The organism is Massilia pseudoviolaceinigra, from assembly GCF_030846505.1.
Classification (GTDB): Bacteria; Pseudomonadota; Gammaproteobacteria; order Burkholderiales; family Burkholderiaceae_D; genus Telluria_A; species Telluria_A violaceinigra.
Genome location: NZ_JAVCWL010000001.1, coordinates 137,030 through 151,004, shown reverse-complemented (window position 1 = coordinate 151,004; position 13,975 = coordinate 137,030). Strand labels below are relative to the sequence as shown.

General features: G+C 65.3%; 12 protein-coding genes. 4 read left to right on the top strand and 8 right to left on the bottom strand.

The window, feature by feature from the left end:
• Nucleotides 1-20: 20 nt before the first annotated feature.
• Genes maiA through RBA40_RS00705 form a run of 3 tightly spaced genes read right to left on the bottom strand, consistent with a single transcriptional unit; the run spans nt 21 to nt 2,237 of the window.
• Nucleotides 21-665 (bottom strand): maleylacetoacetate isomerase, encoded by a 645-nt coding sequence (gene maiA / locus RBA40_RS00715; RefSeq protein WP_306645131.1) that lies wholly within the window; start codon nt 663-665, stop codon nt 21-23.
• A complete protein-coding gene (locus tag RBA40_RS00710) occupies nt 662-1,687 on the bottom strand; it encodes a fumarylacetoacetate hydrolase family protein (protein ID WP_306645130.1) in 1,026 nt (341 codons plus the stop codon). The genes maiA and RBA40_RS00710 overlap by 4 nt, the downstream gene beginning before the upstream one ends.
• 7 nt (nt 1,688-1,694) lie before the next feature.
• A complete protein-coding gene (locus tag RBA40_RS00705; protein WP_306645128.1) occupies nt 1,695-2,237 on the bottom strand; it encodes a VOC family protein in 543 nt (180 codons plus the stop codon).
• A gap of 88 nt (nt 2,238-2,325) precedes the next feature.
• Between RBA40_RS00705 and RBA40_RS00700 the strand changes: the two genes are divergently transcribed.
• Both RBA40_RS00700 and RBA40_RS00695 read left to right on the top strand, forming a co-directional pair.
• On the top strand, nt 2,326-3,285 hold the full coding sequence (locus RBA40_RS00700; RefSeq protein WP_306645127.1) for a LysR family transcriptional regulator: 960 nt from the start codon (nt 2,326-2,328) through the stop codon (nt 3,283-3,285).
• Nucleotides 3,286-3,435: 150 nt separating this feature from the next.
• Entirely contained in the window at nt 3,436-4,002 is a 567-nt protein-coding gene (locus RBA40_RS00695) for a gamma-glutamylcyclotransferase (RefSeq protein WP_306645125.1), read from the top strand.
• Nucleotides 4,003-4,071: 69 nt separating this feature from the next.
• Here the strand turns inward: RBA40_RS00695 and RBA40_RS00690 are convergent, their stop codons facing one another.
• Together RBA40_RS00690 and RBA40_RS00685 are read right to left on the bottom strand one after the other, a co-directional pair.
• Complete coding sequence (locus RBA40_RS00690; RefSeq protein WP_306645124.1) at nt 4,072-5,205, bottom strand: PA0069 family radical SAM protein; 1,134 nt, start codon at nt 5,203-5,205, stop codon at nt 4,072-4,074.
• Nucleotides 5,206-5,310: 105 nt separating this feature from the next.
• Nucleotides 5,311-5,880, bottom strand: a complete 570-nt coding sequence (locus RBA40_RS00685) for a tRNA-uridine aminocarboxypropyltransferase (protein ID WP_374710445.1) — start codon at nt 5,878-5,880, stop codon at nt 5,311-5,313.
• 472 nt (nt 5,881-6,352) lie between these two features.
• On the opposite strand from RBA40_RS00685, the gene RBA40_RS00680 reads away from it, so the two are divergent.
• Nucleotides 6,353-7,507, top strand: a complete 1,155-nt coding sequence (locus RBA40_RS00680; protein WP_306645122.1) for a dienelactone hydrolase family protein — start codon at nt 6,353-6,355, stop codon at nt 7,505-7,507.
• Nucleotides 7,508-7,610: 103 nt separating this feature from the next.
• Complete coding sequence (locus RBA40_RS00675; protein WP_306645121.1) at nt 7,611-8,945, top strand: esterase/lipase family protein; 1,335 nt, start codon at nt 7,611-7,613, stop codon at nt 8,943-8,945.
• On the opposite strand, the gene RBA40_RS00670 is transcribed toward RBA40_RS00675, so the two are convergent.
• Genes RBA40_RS00670 through RBA40_RS00660 form a run of 3 tightly spaced genes read right to left on the bottom strand, consistent with a single transcriptional unit; the run spans nt 8,940 to nt 13,896 of the window.
• Entirely contained in the window at nt 8,940-9,863 is a 924-nt protein-coding gene (locus RBA40_RS00670; protein WP_306645120.1) for a pyridoxal-phosphate dependent enzyme, read from the bottom strand. The two genes, RBA40_RS00675 and RBA40_RS00670, sit on opposite strands and share 6 nt — an antisense overlap.
• A gap of 36 nt (nt 9,864-9,899) precedes the next feature.
• Nucleotides 9,900-11,441: a cryptochrome/photolyase family protein gene (locus tag RBA40_RS00665; RefSeq protein WP_306645119.1), complete on the bottom strand. Its 1,542-nt coding sequence runs from the start codon at nt 11,439-11,441 to the stop codon at nt 9,900-9,902.
• A gap of 37 nt (nt 11,442-11,478) precedes the next feature.
• Complete coding sequence (locus RBA40_RS00660) at nt 11,479-13,896, bottom strand: PAS domain-containing hybrid sensor histidine kinase/response regulator (protein WP_306645118.1); 2,418 nt, start codon at nt 13,894-13,896, stop codon at nt 11,479-11,481.
• Nucleotides 13,897-13,975: the final 79 nt, after the last annotated feature.

The window sequence follows — 13,975 nt, the reverse complement described above, 5'->3', positions numbered from 1 at the left end:
AACAGGCCCCGGGCAGCTGCTTATTCGGCGTCGGGCTGGCGCGATGGATGCGCGTCGGCAAAGGGCGGCAGCGCGGCGCACACGGCATCGATGCGGGCAATGGTCGGATACGGCGCCATGTCCACATGAAAGCGGCGCGCGTTGAACACCTGCGGCACCAGGCAGCAATCGGCCATGGTCGGCATGTCGCCATGGCAGAAACGGCCTGTCTCCCGCGAATGCGCCAGGTGCGCTTCCAGAGCGGCCATTCCTTCGCGCAACCAGTGCACATACCAGTCGGTTTTGGCTTCTTCCGACAAACCGACCTCCTGCACCAGATGGCGCAGCACGCGCAGATTGGTCAGCGGATGGATATCGCAGGCCACCATCAGCGCCAGTGAACGCACGCGCGCCCGCCCCAGCGCATCGCGCGGCAGCAAGGCCACCTGCGGATGCACCTCTTCCAGGTATTCGAGGATGGCGATCGACTGTGTCAGCGTGGTGCCCTTGTCCTGCAGGCTGGGCACCGAGGCGCTGGGGTTGATCGCCAGATACTCGGGCGCCAGCTGCTCGCCGCCATTGCGCAGCAGATGCACGGGCACCGAATCGTAGCCCACGCCCTTCATGTTGAGCGCAATACGCACCCGGTAGGCGGCGGAACTGCGGAAGTAGGTGTACAGCTTCATGGCCGGCGCTCCTCATACACGGATACTGTCTGGTCGATGGCGCCGAAGATGCTGGCACCGGCGGCATCGAACATTTCGATGCGCACGCTGTCGCCGAACTTCAGGAATGACGTTTTCGGTGCGCCGTGCTCGATCGTTTCGTACATGCGCACTTCGGCCAGGCAGCAGTAGCCGACGCCGCCATTATCGATGCTCGATCCGTGCAGATTGCCCTGCTTGTTCGACACCGTGCCGGAACCGATGATGGTGCCCGCCGCCAGTTCGCGCGTTTTAGCCGCGTGCGCGACCAGTTGCGCGAAGTTGAAGGTCATGTCGTCGCCCGCGTTCGGTTTACCGAAAGGCCGCTCGTTGATCTGCACGTTCAGCGGCAGGCGCAGCTTGGTGTCCTGCCATGCGTCGCCCAGTTCGTCAGGCGTCACGCAGACCGGCGAAAACGCGCTCGCCGCCTTCGACTGGAAGAAACCGAAGCCCTTGAGCAGTTCGTTCGGAATCAGGTTGCGCAGCGAAACATCGTTGACCAGCATGACCAGGCGCACGGCTTGCGCGCTGCGCTCGACACTGGCACCCATCGGCACGTCGCCGGTGATGACCGCCACTTCCGCTTCGAGGTCGATGCCCCACTCTTCCGACAGCGCGTAGATGGGGTCGCGCGGGCCGATGAAGGAGTCCGAGCCGCCCTGGTACATCAGCGGATCGGTGTAGAACGATGCAGGAACCTCGGCGTTGCGTGCTTTTCGCACCAGTTCCACGTGATTGATATAAGCCGAACCATCGGCCCACTGGTAAGCGCGCGGCAGTGGCGAGTGGCACAGTTCCTCGTCGAAGGGCTGCGCGTCCCAGGTGCCGTTGTCGTTCAGGGCAATGTAGACGGCCTGCAAGCGTTCGACGACATCGTCCCAGTTATCGAGCGCGAACTGCAAGGTCGCGGCAATCTTGGGAACCTTCTGATAACGCGACAGGTCGCGGCTGACCACGACCAGCGAGCCATCACGCCCGCCCGATTTAAATGTTGCAAGTTTCATGTGTGCCTTAATGTTGGTCCGCTTGGGGGTTTTCGTGCATCCATGCCGCGTGTTTTGGCGCCTTGCGCGTCTCGGACCACTCGTTGAGCATGTCCCATTTGACGGCGTCGAGCTTCTGCCGCATGTCCGGCGTGGCCGTGTTGACGGCCAGCTCGAGGCGGTGGCCATTGGGGTCGAAGAAATAGATCGACTTGAAGATGGTGTGGTTGGTCGGGCCGATGACGTCGATGCCGTCCGCTTCAAGGCGCGCCTTGGCCGATAGCAGCTCGTCCATGGAGCCCACTTCCAATGCCAGGTGCTGGACCCAGGCCGGGGTATTTTCGTCGCGGCCCATCGGCGCCTGGCTCGGCAACTCGAAAAATGCCAGCACATTGCCCATGCCGGCGTCGAGGAAAACGTGCATGTACGGGTCGGGCGCGCCGGTCGACGGCACCTGGTCTTCGGCGATGGCCAGCACGAAGTCCATGTTGAGGTAGTGGAGATACCACTCGACTGTCTCTTTGGCATCCTTGCAGCGGTAGGCTACGTGGTGAATCCTGGTGATTTTCATGCTGTGCTCCCCTGTTGATTCCCCTATTAGAGTGCAAAACGAACTATCATTCAAACAATATTTTCAACGCGACTTATCAGATTAAGCTATGAATCCCACCTTGCGCCAGATGCGCGCGCTCGTCGCGCTCGCCAAGACCGGCAGTTTTACTCTCGCGGCCGAGTATCTGCACGTGACGCAATCGGCGCTGTCGGGGCTGATCAAGGAGCTCGAACTGACCCTGGGCGTGCGCGTGGTCGACCGCAGCACGCGCCGGATCGCCCTGACCGAGGTTGGACGTGAGCTGACGCCCCTGTTTTCCAAGATGATCGACGACCTCGACGGCGCGCTGCTCGACATCGCCAGCCAGACAAGGCTGAAAAAAGGCGTGGTTCGGATTGCCGCTCCGCAGTTGATGTCGTGCACCTTGCTGCCGCAGGTCATCGCCGCCTACCGCAAGGCGTATCCGGAAATCCAGGTGCGCCTGGTCGATTGCGGGGTCGAAAACGTGACCGCACGCGTGTTCAGCGGCGAGGTCGACTGCGGCATCGGCCCTGAACGCGACCCGACGGCGCAGATCGAAGCTGCGGTTCTGTTCGAGATGCCGTTTGTGCTGGTGTTCCCGCAGCAGCATGCGCTGGAGCAGAAGGAGCGCGTGACATGGTCGGATCTGGCGGCCTACCCGTTCATCTCGCTGCAGGGGCAATTTACCGAACGTTTGCTGAGCGACATGCACCATTCGCTGCGCGATGTGCCGCTCAATCCCGTCAACGAAGTGACGTTCATGACGACCGCGCTGGCCATGGTCAGCGCCGGGCTGGGCGTGACCGTCTGCCTGCCGTACGCCGAACCGCTGGTCCGCCTGCACCAGTTGCACATGCGCCAGTTGCACGAGCCGGAACTGACGCGGCGCTTTTTCGTGTACACGCGCGACAAGCGCTCGCTCTCGCCGGCGGCCGAGAGCTTCATGGCCTTCCTCTTCAAGTTCGTCGAGTCGCATGACTGGAACATTCCGATTGCGGCCGATCACGAGCCTGCCCTATCCGCAGCCAATCGCACGCCACCGTAGGTTGTGGACGCTCAGCCGCAGCTCACGCACGCTACGAGGCGCCGTCAGCCGCGCCTGCTCAGCAGGCGCCATAGACAACGCGCTTCGTCGCCGCTGCGCCTATGGCGCGCCGCCTCTATAATTGATGCTCGTCTCCAACGGATTCTGCCCATGTCACACAACACCATCGCCATCAACCAGCGCATGGATCAATTCGACGGCCACCATCGCGTGTGGCTGTTCGGCTATGGCTCGCTGATCTTCAAGCCGGACTTTCCGTTCATCGAGCGCAAACCGGCGACGATCAGCAATTGGACCCGGCGCTTCTGGCAAGGTTCACACGATCACCGCGGCACGGAGACTGCGCCGGGGCGCGTGGCCACACTGATCGCGCAGCCCGGCGCCGTCACCGCGGGCATGGCTTACCTGATCACGCCCGAAGTGTTTGCCCATCTGGACCACCGCGAAAAGAACGGCTATCTGCGCCTGGCAACCGATATTCGCTTCGAGGACGGCGGCAGCGAACTGGGGCTGGTGTACATCGCGACCGAAGACAATGCGGCCTTCCTCGGCGAGGCCAGCGAGCGCGATATTGCCCGCCAAATCGCGCGCTCGCACGGCCCGAGCGGCGCCAACCGCGATTATCTGATCGACCTGGCGCACGCGCTGCGCGAACTGGGCATGGAGGACGCACACGTGTTTGAGATCGAGCGCTATTTAACTGAGATGCGTGAATAACAAAGTAAGCCATAAAGTAACAAGGGCACACAAGGATGCAGCGAAAATCACCCCATCGGGCTAACGGCACTAGCCGAACAAATCAAGCTGCCCCGTCGCGTTGCCGCATTGCTTGGCCGGCGCCGTCGGCACCACCAGCGGCCGCTTGAACCGTGAGGCATCGAGTTGCGCAAAGCGTCCGCCGGTGGCGTTCATGCCCAGCCGCTCCACCGCCTTGACGAAACGCTGGCGTATCAGATCTGCCCACACGCCCTCCCCGTGCATGCGCTTGCTGAAGTCGCTGTCGTAGTCCTTGCCGCCGCGCATCTCGCGCACCCGGTTCATCACGCGCTGCGCCCGTTCCGGAAAATGCGCCTGCAGCCATTCCTGAAACAGCGGATTGACCTCCCACGGCAGGCGCAGCACGACGTAGTGCGCGCTCACTGCCCCGGCGTCGCGCGCCGCTTCGAGCACCCGTTCGAGCTCGGGCTCGGTAACGAAGGGAATCACCGGCGCGACGCTGACGCGAACCGGGATGCCGGCGTCCGTGAGCCGCCGGATCGTGCGCAGACGCCGGGCCGGTGCCGCCGCGCGCGGCTCCAGCGTGCGCGAAATGTCCGGGTCGAGCGTGGTGACGGTGACGGCCGCAATCGCCTGGTTTTTCGCCGCCATGGCCGCGATCAGGTCGATGTCGCGCTCGATCAGCGACGACTTGCTGATCAGCGCCACCGGATGCTCGCAATCGTGCAGCACCTCCAGCACGCGCCGGGTGATTCCCAGCCCGCGCTCGCACGGCTGGTAAGCGTCGGTGTTCACACCCAGGGCAATTGGCTCGGGCACGTAGGATGGCTTGGCCAGCTCGCGCCGCAGCAAATCGGGCGCGTTGACCTTGGCGAACAGGCGGCTCTCGAAGTCCAGCCCGGGCGACAGACCCAGGTAACTGTGCGATGGCCGCGCAAAACAATAGATGCAGCCGTGCTCGCACCCGCGGTAGGGGTTGAGCGACACATTAAAGGGAATGTCGGGCGAGGTGTTGCGGCTGAGGATGGTTTTGGCGAACTCGTCAGTTACCTGGGTGCGGAACGGCGCCGGCGCCTCGTCCTCGCCGTCTTCATGCACCCAGCCGTCGTCGAAGCGCTCGCGCGCGTTGATTTCGTAGCGACCCTGCAGGTTGGTGACGGCCCCGCGCCCCTTCTGCGCCGCCAGCGGGCGCGGCGGGAGCATGACGCTTTCTTCAAAGTCCTTGTCGTGATCGGTCACCGCAGCACCCATTTAACTGTATGAACATACAGTATTCTACGTCGGTGCTGCCGCTTGTTCAAGCAGTGTTCAAATCCGGCCTTGATGCAGCACAAACGCATCGATGAGATCATCGAAAGCGCGGCGCAGCGGCAGGAACTTGTCATGGTCGCCGTCGATCTCGCCCAAAGCATGGCAAGCGGCCTCCAGCGTCGATAGCTGGTCCGGCGCGTGCGCCTTGCGAATGCGGTAGCGCGATGGTGGCATATCGTTCAGCGGCAGACGGGGCAGCGCATGCAGCAAGGGGTTCAGATAAAGCATCTTGCGGCTTTTGCGCCAGGTGCCGTCAAGCACCACCAGCAGCAGCTGCTCAGGCGCGTGCAACAGCTCCGGCGGCAGCGGCGGGGGCGCCGGCATGCCGAGCGACTTGTCGTCCGGCGTGTCGGGATACAGCAGCACGGCGCGCCGGCCCTCAACCGTCAGCAGTTCGCCGAGCTGTGCCGGATCGAACACCTCGCCCGCGACCAGCGTGCTGCCCGCCACGCTCAGGTGCAGCAGTCGCGCGCTGCCCTTGGCGTTGCTCACTTCCATGGGATGCTGCAGGATCAGCAGCCGCACCGCGCTCTCGACCGCACTGATCCAGCGGCAAATGCAGGCCACAACAGGCCGCGCGCAATGCGCACAGACGCTGCGCCGGGCCGGCCCGGCTTGTCCCTTCTGCGCCGGGGCATTCACCGGGCCAGCCGCAGTGGGTGCCGACGCTCGGGCGTCAAATGGCCGCGCGTCAGGCCGATTCCAGGTGTGAGATTTTTCATGTTGGCGAAGGGCGCAAGCCCTGAATTTGACAGCACGCGCATGTTAACACCTGCGCTCTGGTATCGCGAGAAAAATTTCTAATAAGAAATATTTCATTGATATCCGGCATCAACCCCGGGAGCCACGACCATCCCGGCAACAAAGCGTGCAATCCATAACTATTTTTCGCACGGTCTGCCCCAAATTGCCATTCCGGTATTGCTCAGGAGTATCTACCTGAATAGAATCAGATCATTCCTTTAGGCAATCCAATCCATCGGAGCCCACCATCGCTACCGTTTTTCCCCGCCCCCTGCGCCTGCTCCTGACTGCCCTGGTGACCGGCTTCACCTTGCTGCCGTCGGTGGCGATCGAACAGGAATTGCCGCTCGACTACCGCCTCAACGAACAGGTGATCGCCGTTCCGGCCGGTCCGTCCAGGCTGTCGGAACTGCAAACCACGGTGTTCCGGCCCAACGGCGCCGGCCCGTTTCCCTTACTGATCATCAACCACGGCAAGGAGTCGGGCGAGCCGCGCAAGCAGACCCGCGAGCGCTTCATCTACATGGCGACCGCCTTCGTCAAGCGCGGCTATGCGGTACTGGTGCCGATGCGGCGCGGCTTTGCCGGTTCCACCGGCAGCTACGCCGACCATGGCTGCAATATGACCGCCAACGGCTACGCCCAGGCCAGCGATGTGCTCGACACCATCGACTTCGCGCGCCGCCAGAGCTGGGTCGATCCCGCACGCATCGTCGTCGCCGGCCAGTCGTACGGCGGCCTGGCCACCATCGCCCTCGGCACGCGCGACGTCCCCGGCGTGCGCGGCCTGATCAATTTCGCCGGCGGCCTGCGCGACGACGCCGACCGCTGCGACTGGCGCGCGCAACTGGTGCAAGCCTTCGCCAACTACGGCGCCGGCAACAGGATTCCCAGCCTGTGGATGTATGGCGTGAACGATTCGCTGTTCGGGCCGGAGTTGGTGGCGCGCATGCACGCGGCCTTCGAGCGTGCCGGCGGCAAGGCGCGCCTGGTCGAATTCGGCGTCTTCAAGCGCGACGCGCACGGCATGATCGCCAGCCGCGACGGCGCCGGCATCTGGTGGCGCGAAACCGAACGCTTCCTGCAGCAGATCGGCATGCCGACCAGCGAAGTGGTCGCCGTGGCCGACGCGCCGACCGTGCCGAAAACCGATTTTGCCCGCGTCGACGATATCGCCGCCGTGCCCTACCTGAGCGAAAAGGGTCGCGCCGCCTACCGCGAGTATCTGCACAAGATGACCCCGCGCGCCTTTGCCGTCTCGCCCAGTGGGGCCTGGTGCTGGGCCGAGGAAGGGGAAGATCCGCACACGCGCGCGCTGGCCGCCTGCGCACGCACCAGCGGCCAGCCGTGCCAGCTGTACTCGGTCGACGACTACGTGGTGTGGCAAGGCAAGCTGGCCTCCAGCGACGCTGTTGCCGACAGCGGCGGCGCGGGCACCGGCAGCCTCTGATGTGACGCCACAGCCACAGCCACGCGACGAATGCGTGACGAATGCGCGCGCGCGCTAAATGCATATACAATGTGCCGACGTTTTTTCTCGACTGGAGAGAATCATGTTGTCACCTATCCTCCGCGCAGTCCTCGCTCCCGCTCTCTTCCTCTCCTGCGCCTTCCAAGCGGCCTCAGCAGCAAACAACTATCCGATCGTACTGGTGCACGGCTTCCTCGGCTTCGGCCCGGAACAGTACACCCGCACCGGATTCAGATACTGGGGCGGGTTCGACGATATCGTCGGCCACATGCGCACCCATCAGGGCCAGCACCAGGTGTGGGCCGCCTCGGTCGGTGCGATCAGCTCGAACTGGGACCGCGCGGCCGAACTGTACTACCAGATCAAGGGTGGCTGCGTCGACTACGGCAGCAGCCACACGGCCAAGTTCGCCAGCTTTGGCGCCGTGCGCCAGCCGCAGGGCAAATGCTGGGCCGCCGATCCGGCCAACAATCCGCAGGGCTACCCGGCCGCGCTGTACCCGGCCTGGGATGCGCGCCACCCGATCCACCTGGTCGGCCACAGCCAGGGCGGCCAGACCATCCGCGCCCTGATCGAACTGCTCGAAAACGGCTCGCCTCACGGCGACGAAGGCGGCGGCGAGCTGTACAAGGGTGGCAAGACCGGCTGGGTCGTCAGCGCCACCACCATTTCCTCGCCCAACGACGGCACCAGCCTGCGTGACGCCATGGGCGAATCGGGAGCGGCGCTCACGCAACTGGCAAGCGGCATCGCGGCCTTCGCCAGCATCGGCAACGCTGCGCAGCCGGTGCACGACTTCGGACTCGAACAGTTCGGCCTGCGCAGCACCTCGGTCGAACCGTCGGAGGCGTATCACCAGCGCGTGCTGGCCGCGCCGTTCTCGAGCCGCGACAACTTCGACTCGGCCCAGGCCGAAATGACGCCCGACGGCGCACGCACCTTCAACGACTGGGCCAAGACCTCGCGCTCGGTGTATTACTTCTCGATCAGCAACCAGGCGACCGAGGCCGGCAGCGCGTGCTGCAACAACACCGACCGCCTGCTGTTCCCGCTCCAGAAGCCATCCTTCCAGTATCCGCGCGCCGACATGGCGTCGCTGACCCGGCCGTACGCGGGCGAGTGGGTGATACCGTCGGCCGGCAAGCGCGGCATGGGCTCGTACGCGCTGGCCATCGCCGGCCGGGTGCCGGTCGACCACAACTGGTTCGCCAACGATGGCGTGGTCAACACGGTCAGCATGCGCGCGCCGGCGGGCCATCCGGCGCGCGACTACGATGGCACGCCGGTGCGCGGCAGCTGGAATTTCCTGCGCAATTACAAGACCTACGACCACTTCGACATGATCGGCTGGCCCAGGCAGGGGCCGCGCGTGTATCCGATCTACGATGGGATCGCGGCCATTTTGTACGGATTATGACGGGCTGAGCGTGCGCGACCAGGCCTGCAACTGGGCCACGGTCGCGGTCACGCCACCGCATACGATCACCAGCACGTTCTTGAACGCGCTCAATTCAGGACGGCCGGCGTAAGCCACCGCCAGCGAGGCGCCGCAGGCCGGCTCGACCACCACCCGGTGGTCGTCCATGAAGCGGATGCAGGCCGCCACCGCCGCCTGGTCGGTGACCACCATGCTGCTCATCGGATGCACCCGGGTCCAGTCGAACGCCGCCTGCGACACCTGGCGCGAACCGAGCGTGGTGGCGATGCTGGCAATGCGTGGAAGTTCGATGCGCTCGTCGGCCTCGATCGACTGCGCCAGCGAATCGGTGCCGTCGGTCTCGACGGCGAACACCGGCACCTTGTCCCAGCCATTGCGGCGCAAGCCTTCGATCACGCCGCACATCAACCCGCCTCCACCGACCGACAGCACCACCGCGTCGGCAATCACGCCGGCATGCGCCACTTCATCGATCATGGACGCGTGCCCGGTCCACAGCAGCGGATCGTCGTAGGCGTGGATGAAGGCGTCATGTTCGCCCACCATCGACAGCGCCAGCGCGTTCGCTTCGTGAAACGAGGCGCCGTGCACGATCACGTCGGCCTGCTCGCGCCGCATCAGTTCGCGGGCGCGCTCGCTGGTCGTTTCCGGCGCCACCACGACCACCGGCAGGCCCAGTTGACGGCCCGCATACGCGGCGGCAAGACCCGCATTGCCGCCGGACGAAGAGATGAAGCGTTTCGCCCCGCGCCGCGCGTACTCTTCGCAGGCGTGGCCGATGCCGCGCAGCTTGAACGAGCCGGTCGGCTGCAAGGCTTCCATCTTGAGCCAGACCGTCTGGTCCGGCTTGCTCATGGCCGACGAAGCGAGAAGTGGAGTGTCGATATGTAATGTCATCGTAAGGTCGTGATCCCGTAAAGTTGTACACCGAAGTCAAAGTTCCCCGAGCCGCGCGCGCAGCGCCGCCGCCTGCTCGCCGCAGGCGGCGCGCGCGGCGTCATCCATCTTGAACAGGTTGCGGTACACCATGCCCAGGCGCTGGTTGCCCGACAGCCGCTGCGCATTGCGCTCGAAAAAATTCCAGTACAGCGCATTGAACGGACAAGCCGTCTCCCCCAGGCGCGCTTTTTTATCGTAGTGGCAGCCCTTGCAGTAGTCGCTCATGCGGTCGATGTAGGCCGCGCTCGATACGTACGGCTTGGTCGCCAGCAGGCCGCCGTCGGCGAACTGGCTCATGCCGATCGTGTTCGGCATCTCCACCCACTCGAAGGCGTCGACATACACGCCAAGGTACCACTGATGCACCTGGTTCGGTTCGAGTCCCGCCAGCAGCGAAAAGTTCCCGATAATCATCAGGCGCTGGATATGGTGGGCATGCGCAGCGTCGAGCGACTGGCCGATGGCGTGCCGCAGGCAGCGCATTTTCGTCTTGCCGTCCCAGAACCAGGACGGCAGCGGCGTCGTGTGGGCAAACACATTGTGCTCGCCGTAGCCGGGCATATTGGCCCAGTACACGCCGCGCACATACTCGCGCCAGCCGAGAATCTGGCGGATGAAGCCTTCCACCGCGTGCAGCGGCGCGTGGCCGGCGCGCCAGGCGTCTTCGGCTTCGGCGATCACTTCGCGCGGGTGCAGCATCTTGGTATTGAGCGCGAACGAGAGCATCGAATGAAACAGGCGCGGAGCGCTCGTGTGCATCGCATCCTGGTAGTCGCCGAAGTGCGGCAGGCCGTGCTGGATAAAGGCATCCAGGTGGGTAAGCGCCTCGGCGCGGTCCTGCGGCCAGACGATGCGCGCCGCGTCGGGGCGGCCGAAGCTGTCCACCCCGGCGGCCCGGATGCTCTCCCACAGCGCCGAATGATCGTGCTGCACGCGCGCATCAAACGGTTCGGGCGGCGCGCCGCGCCAGGGCTTGCGGTTGTCGTGATCGAAGTTCCACTGGCCGCCGGCCGGCTTGCCGCCTTGTTCGACCAGCACGCCATGCACCAGGCGCATCTGGCGGTAAAAATGCTCCATCAGCCACTGCGCGCGGCCGGCGAAGATGCGTTCGGCCTCGTCGCGCGCGGTCAGGAAATGTTCGCTGCCGACCATCGTTCCCGGCACCGGCAGCCGCGCCGCGTAGTGGGCCAGCTGCAGGTCGAGCCGGTATTCGTCCGGCTCCTGGTATTCGAAGCGGGTGGCGCCGTAATGGGCCAGCAGCGCGTCGATGTTGGCGGGGATTGCTTGCAGGTTGGCCGGATCGTCGATGCGCAGGTAATGCACGCGGTGGCCCTCGCCTTCGAGCTGGCGCGCCAGCGCGCGCATGGCGGCGAAGATGGCGATGATCTTCTGGGCGTGGTGGTGGACGTAGTCGGTTTCCTGGCGCACTTCCATCAGCACGTAGACGACGTCGGCGCGCGCTTCGGAAAACCAGCTGTGCAGAGGATTGAGCTGGTCTCCCAGTATCAGGCGCAGCGTTGTCGTCGATGGCGGCATGGTCGGCGGGCAGGTGCAATCGGAGAGCGCCAGTTTATCACGCGCTGCCCGCCTCCATGGGCCGCGCCGCACGCGCCAGCAGCAGCGCCGCCAGCTCGGACGAATCGACCGGTTTGACCAGATGATGGTCGAAGCCGGCGGCGAGCGCCAGGCGCCGGTCCTGCTCCTGGCCGTAGCCGGTCACCGCGATCAGGGTCGCGCCCCGCATGCCGGCGGCCGCGCGTATCTTGCGCGCCAGCTGGTAGCCGTCCATGTCGGGCAGGCCGATATCGAGGATGCACACGTCCGGCACATGGCGCGCCGCGCTGGCCAGCCCGGCGTGCGAGCCGTTTTCGGTGAGCACGTCGTAGCCTGACGCTTCGAGCAGCATCGACAGCATCAGTGCCGCATCGGGATTATCGTCCACCACCAGCACGCGCAGTGGACGCTGCGGCGCGGCCGGCCGTTGCGCGCTTGGGGCGGGCGCCGGCGCCTGGCCGGCCAGCAGCGGCAGGCGCACGGTCAGCACGCTGCCCTTGCCCACGCCCTCGCTGGCGGCGCTGACCTGGCCGCCGTGCAGTTCGACCAGGCTGCGCACCACCGCCAGCCCCACCCCCAGGCCGCCCTGCGAGCGGTCGGCGCTGCGTTCGCCCTGGGTAAACAGGTCGAACACGCGCGGCAGCAGTTCGGCGCCCATGCCGATGCCGTCGTCGCGCACGGTGAGCACCAGGTGCTGGCCGTCCAGCGCCAGCTCGAGCACGATATTGCCGCCGTCGGGCGTGTACTTGGCCGCGTTGTTGAGCAGGTTGGTCAGCACCTGCACCACCCGCTTATGGTCGCTCATCACCGACACCGCGCCGGGCGGCAGCAGCACCGCCAGCCGGTGGCGCCGCCCTTCGATCAGCGGGAGCACCTGTTCGACCGCGTCGCCGATCATGCGCTTCATGTCGTGCGGTTTCTGGTCGGTGGAAATGAGGCCGCGCGTGACGCGCGAGACGTCGATCAGGTCGTCCACCAGCGCCGTGATGTGGGCGGTCTGGCGGATGATGATATCGGTCGTCTCGCGCAGGCGCGCATCGTCCAGGCGCACATGCTTGAGCAGCTGGGCCGCGGAGCTGATCGGCGCCAGCGGGTTGCGCAGCTCGTGCGAGAGCATCGCCAGGAATTCATCCTTGCGCCGGTGGGCGTCGCGCAAGTCTTCTTCGGCGCGCAGGCGCTCGGTGACGTCGAGTGTCACGCCGCGCACCGCGAACGGCTCGCCGTCGGCGTCGCAGCGCACCTTGCCGCGGATGTCGAGCCACAGCATGCGCCCGTCGTCGGCGCGCCTGAAACGCACGATCTCTTCGTAGCCGCCCGCCTCGGCGATGGCGCGCTCGCGGGCGCGGCGCATGCGCGCCACATCGTCCGGGTGGATCGATTCGCTGAGCGTGTCGATATCGGGATCGCGCCGCCCCAGCACCAGTTCGGCGTTATCCGAAAACACCATCTTGCCCGAGCCGATTTCCCAGTCCCACACCACCATGCGCGCCGCGTTCATGCCCTCGGACAGGCGCTCGGCGCTGTCGGCGCTGGCCAGCTGCGCGGCGTGCGCTTCGCTTACATCGTGGCCCTGCACGAAGATGCCGCTGGTGCGCCCTTCCTTGTCGAACAGCGGCTGGTACAGCAGGTCGATATGGCTCTCGGTGACCGGTCCGTCCGCCACCCGCTGCACCGCCACCCGCAGGCCGCGCCCGACAAACGGCTTGCCGCTGCGGTAGACCTGGTCGAGCAGCTGCTCGTAGCCCTGGCCACGCACTTCGGGCAGCGCGTCCCACACCGGCTTGCCGAGCAGCTCACGGTGTCCCACCAGCTGGTAGTAGGCTTCGTTGACCATCTCGAACACATGCTGCTCGCCGGTCAGCACGGCGATGAAGCCGGGCGCCTGGTTGAACAGGTCGCGCAGGTGGCCGCGCTCGACCATCAGGATGCGGTTCATCGCCTGGTGCATCTGGGCCTGGTTGAAATGGTCGTCGGCCACAAGCGGGCGGGTGTCCGGGTCGACCGAGGCCACGTGCGACTGGCGGTCGAAGCGGTACAGCTCGGTCACGTCGATGGCGTTTTGCGCCACGAAAGCGGTCTGGCCGTCGGCACCGCTGATGGGCGTGTGCACGGTGCTCCAGAAACGCTCGTCGAAGCCGCCGCCCAGCCCCGGGGCGCGCGGCACCGAATAGCGCAGGAAGGCCGTGGTATCGGGCTTGCCGCTGGCAATGGCGCGCTGCAGCGAGGAGCGCACCTCGGCGATGTTGGTCGAACCGGGATCGTCCGGGTTTTCAGGGAAGGCATCGAACACGTAACGGCCCAGCAAATCGCCTTCGTCGCGGCCGGTCGCGTGCAGATACGCGTCGTTGGCGCCGATGATGTTGAGCTCCAGATCCATCAGCAAATAGGGATAGGGGGAGGCGCGAAACAGCGCCTGGTAATCGGGTTGTCTGGTCATTCGGAATTGTCGCATGCGCACCGGCGCGCAAGGGGTATGCGTGTTGCCAAACCGCACACCTGAAAAGTTGTTTTCAGCA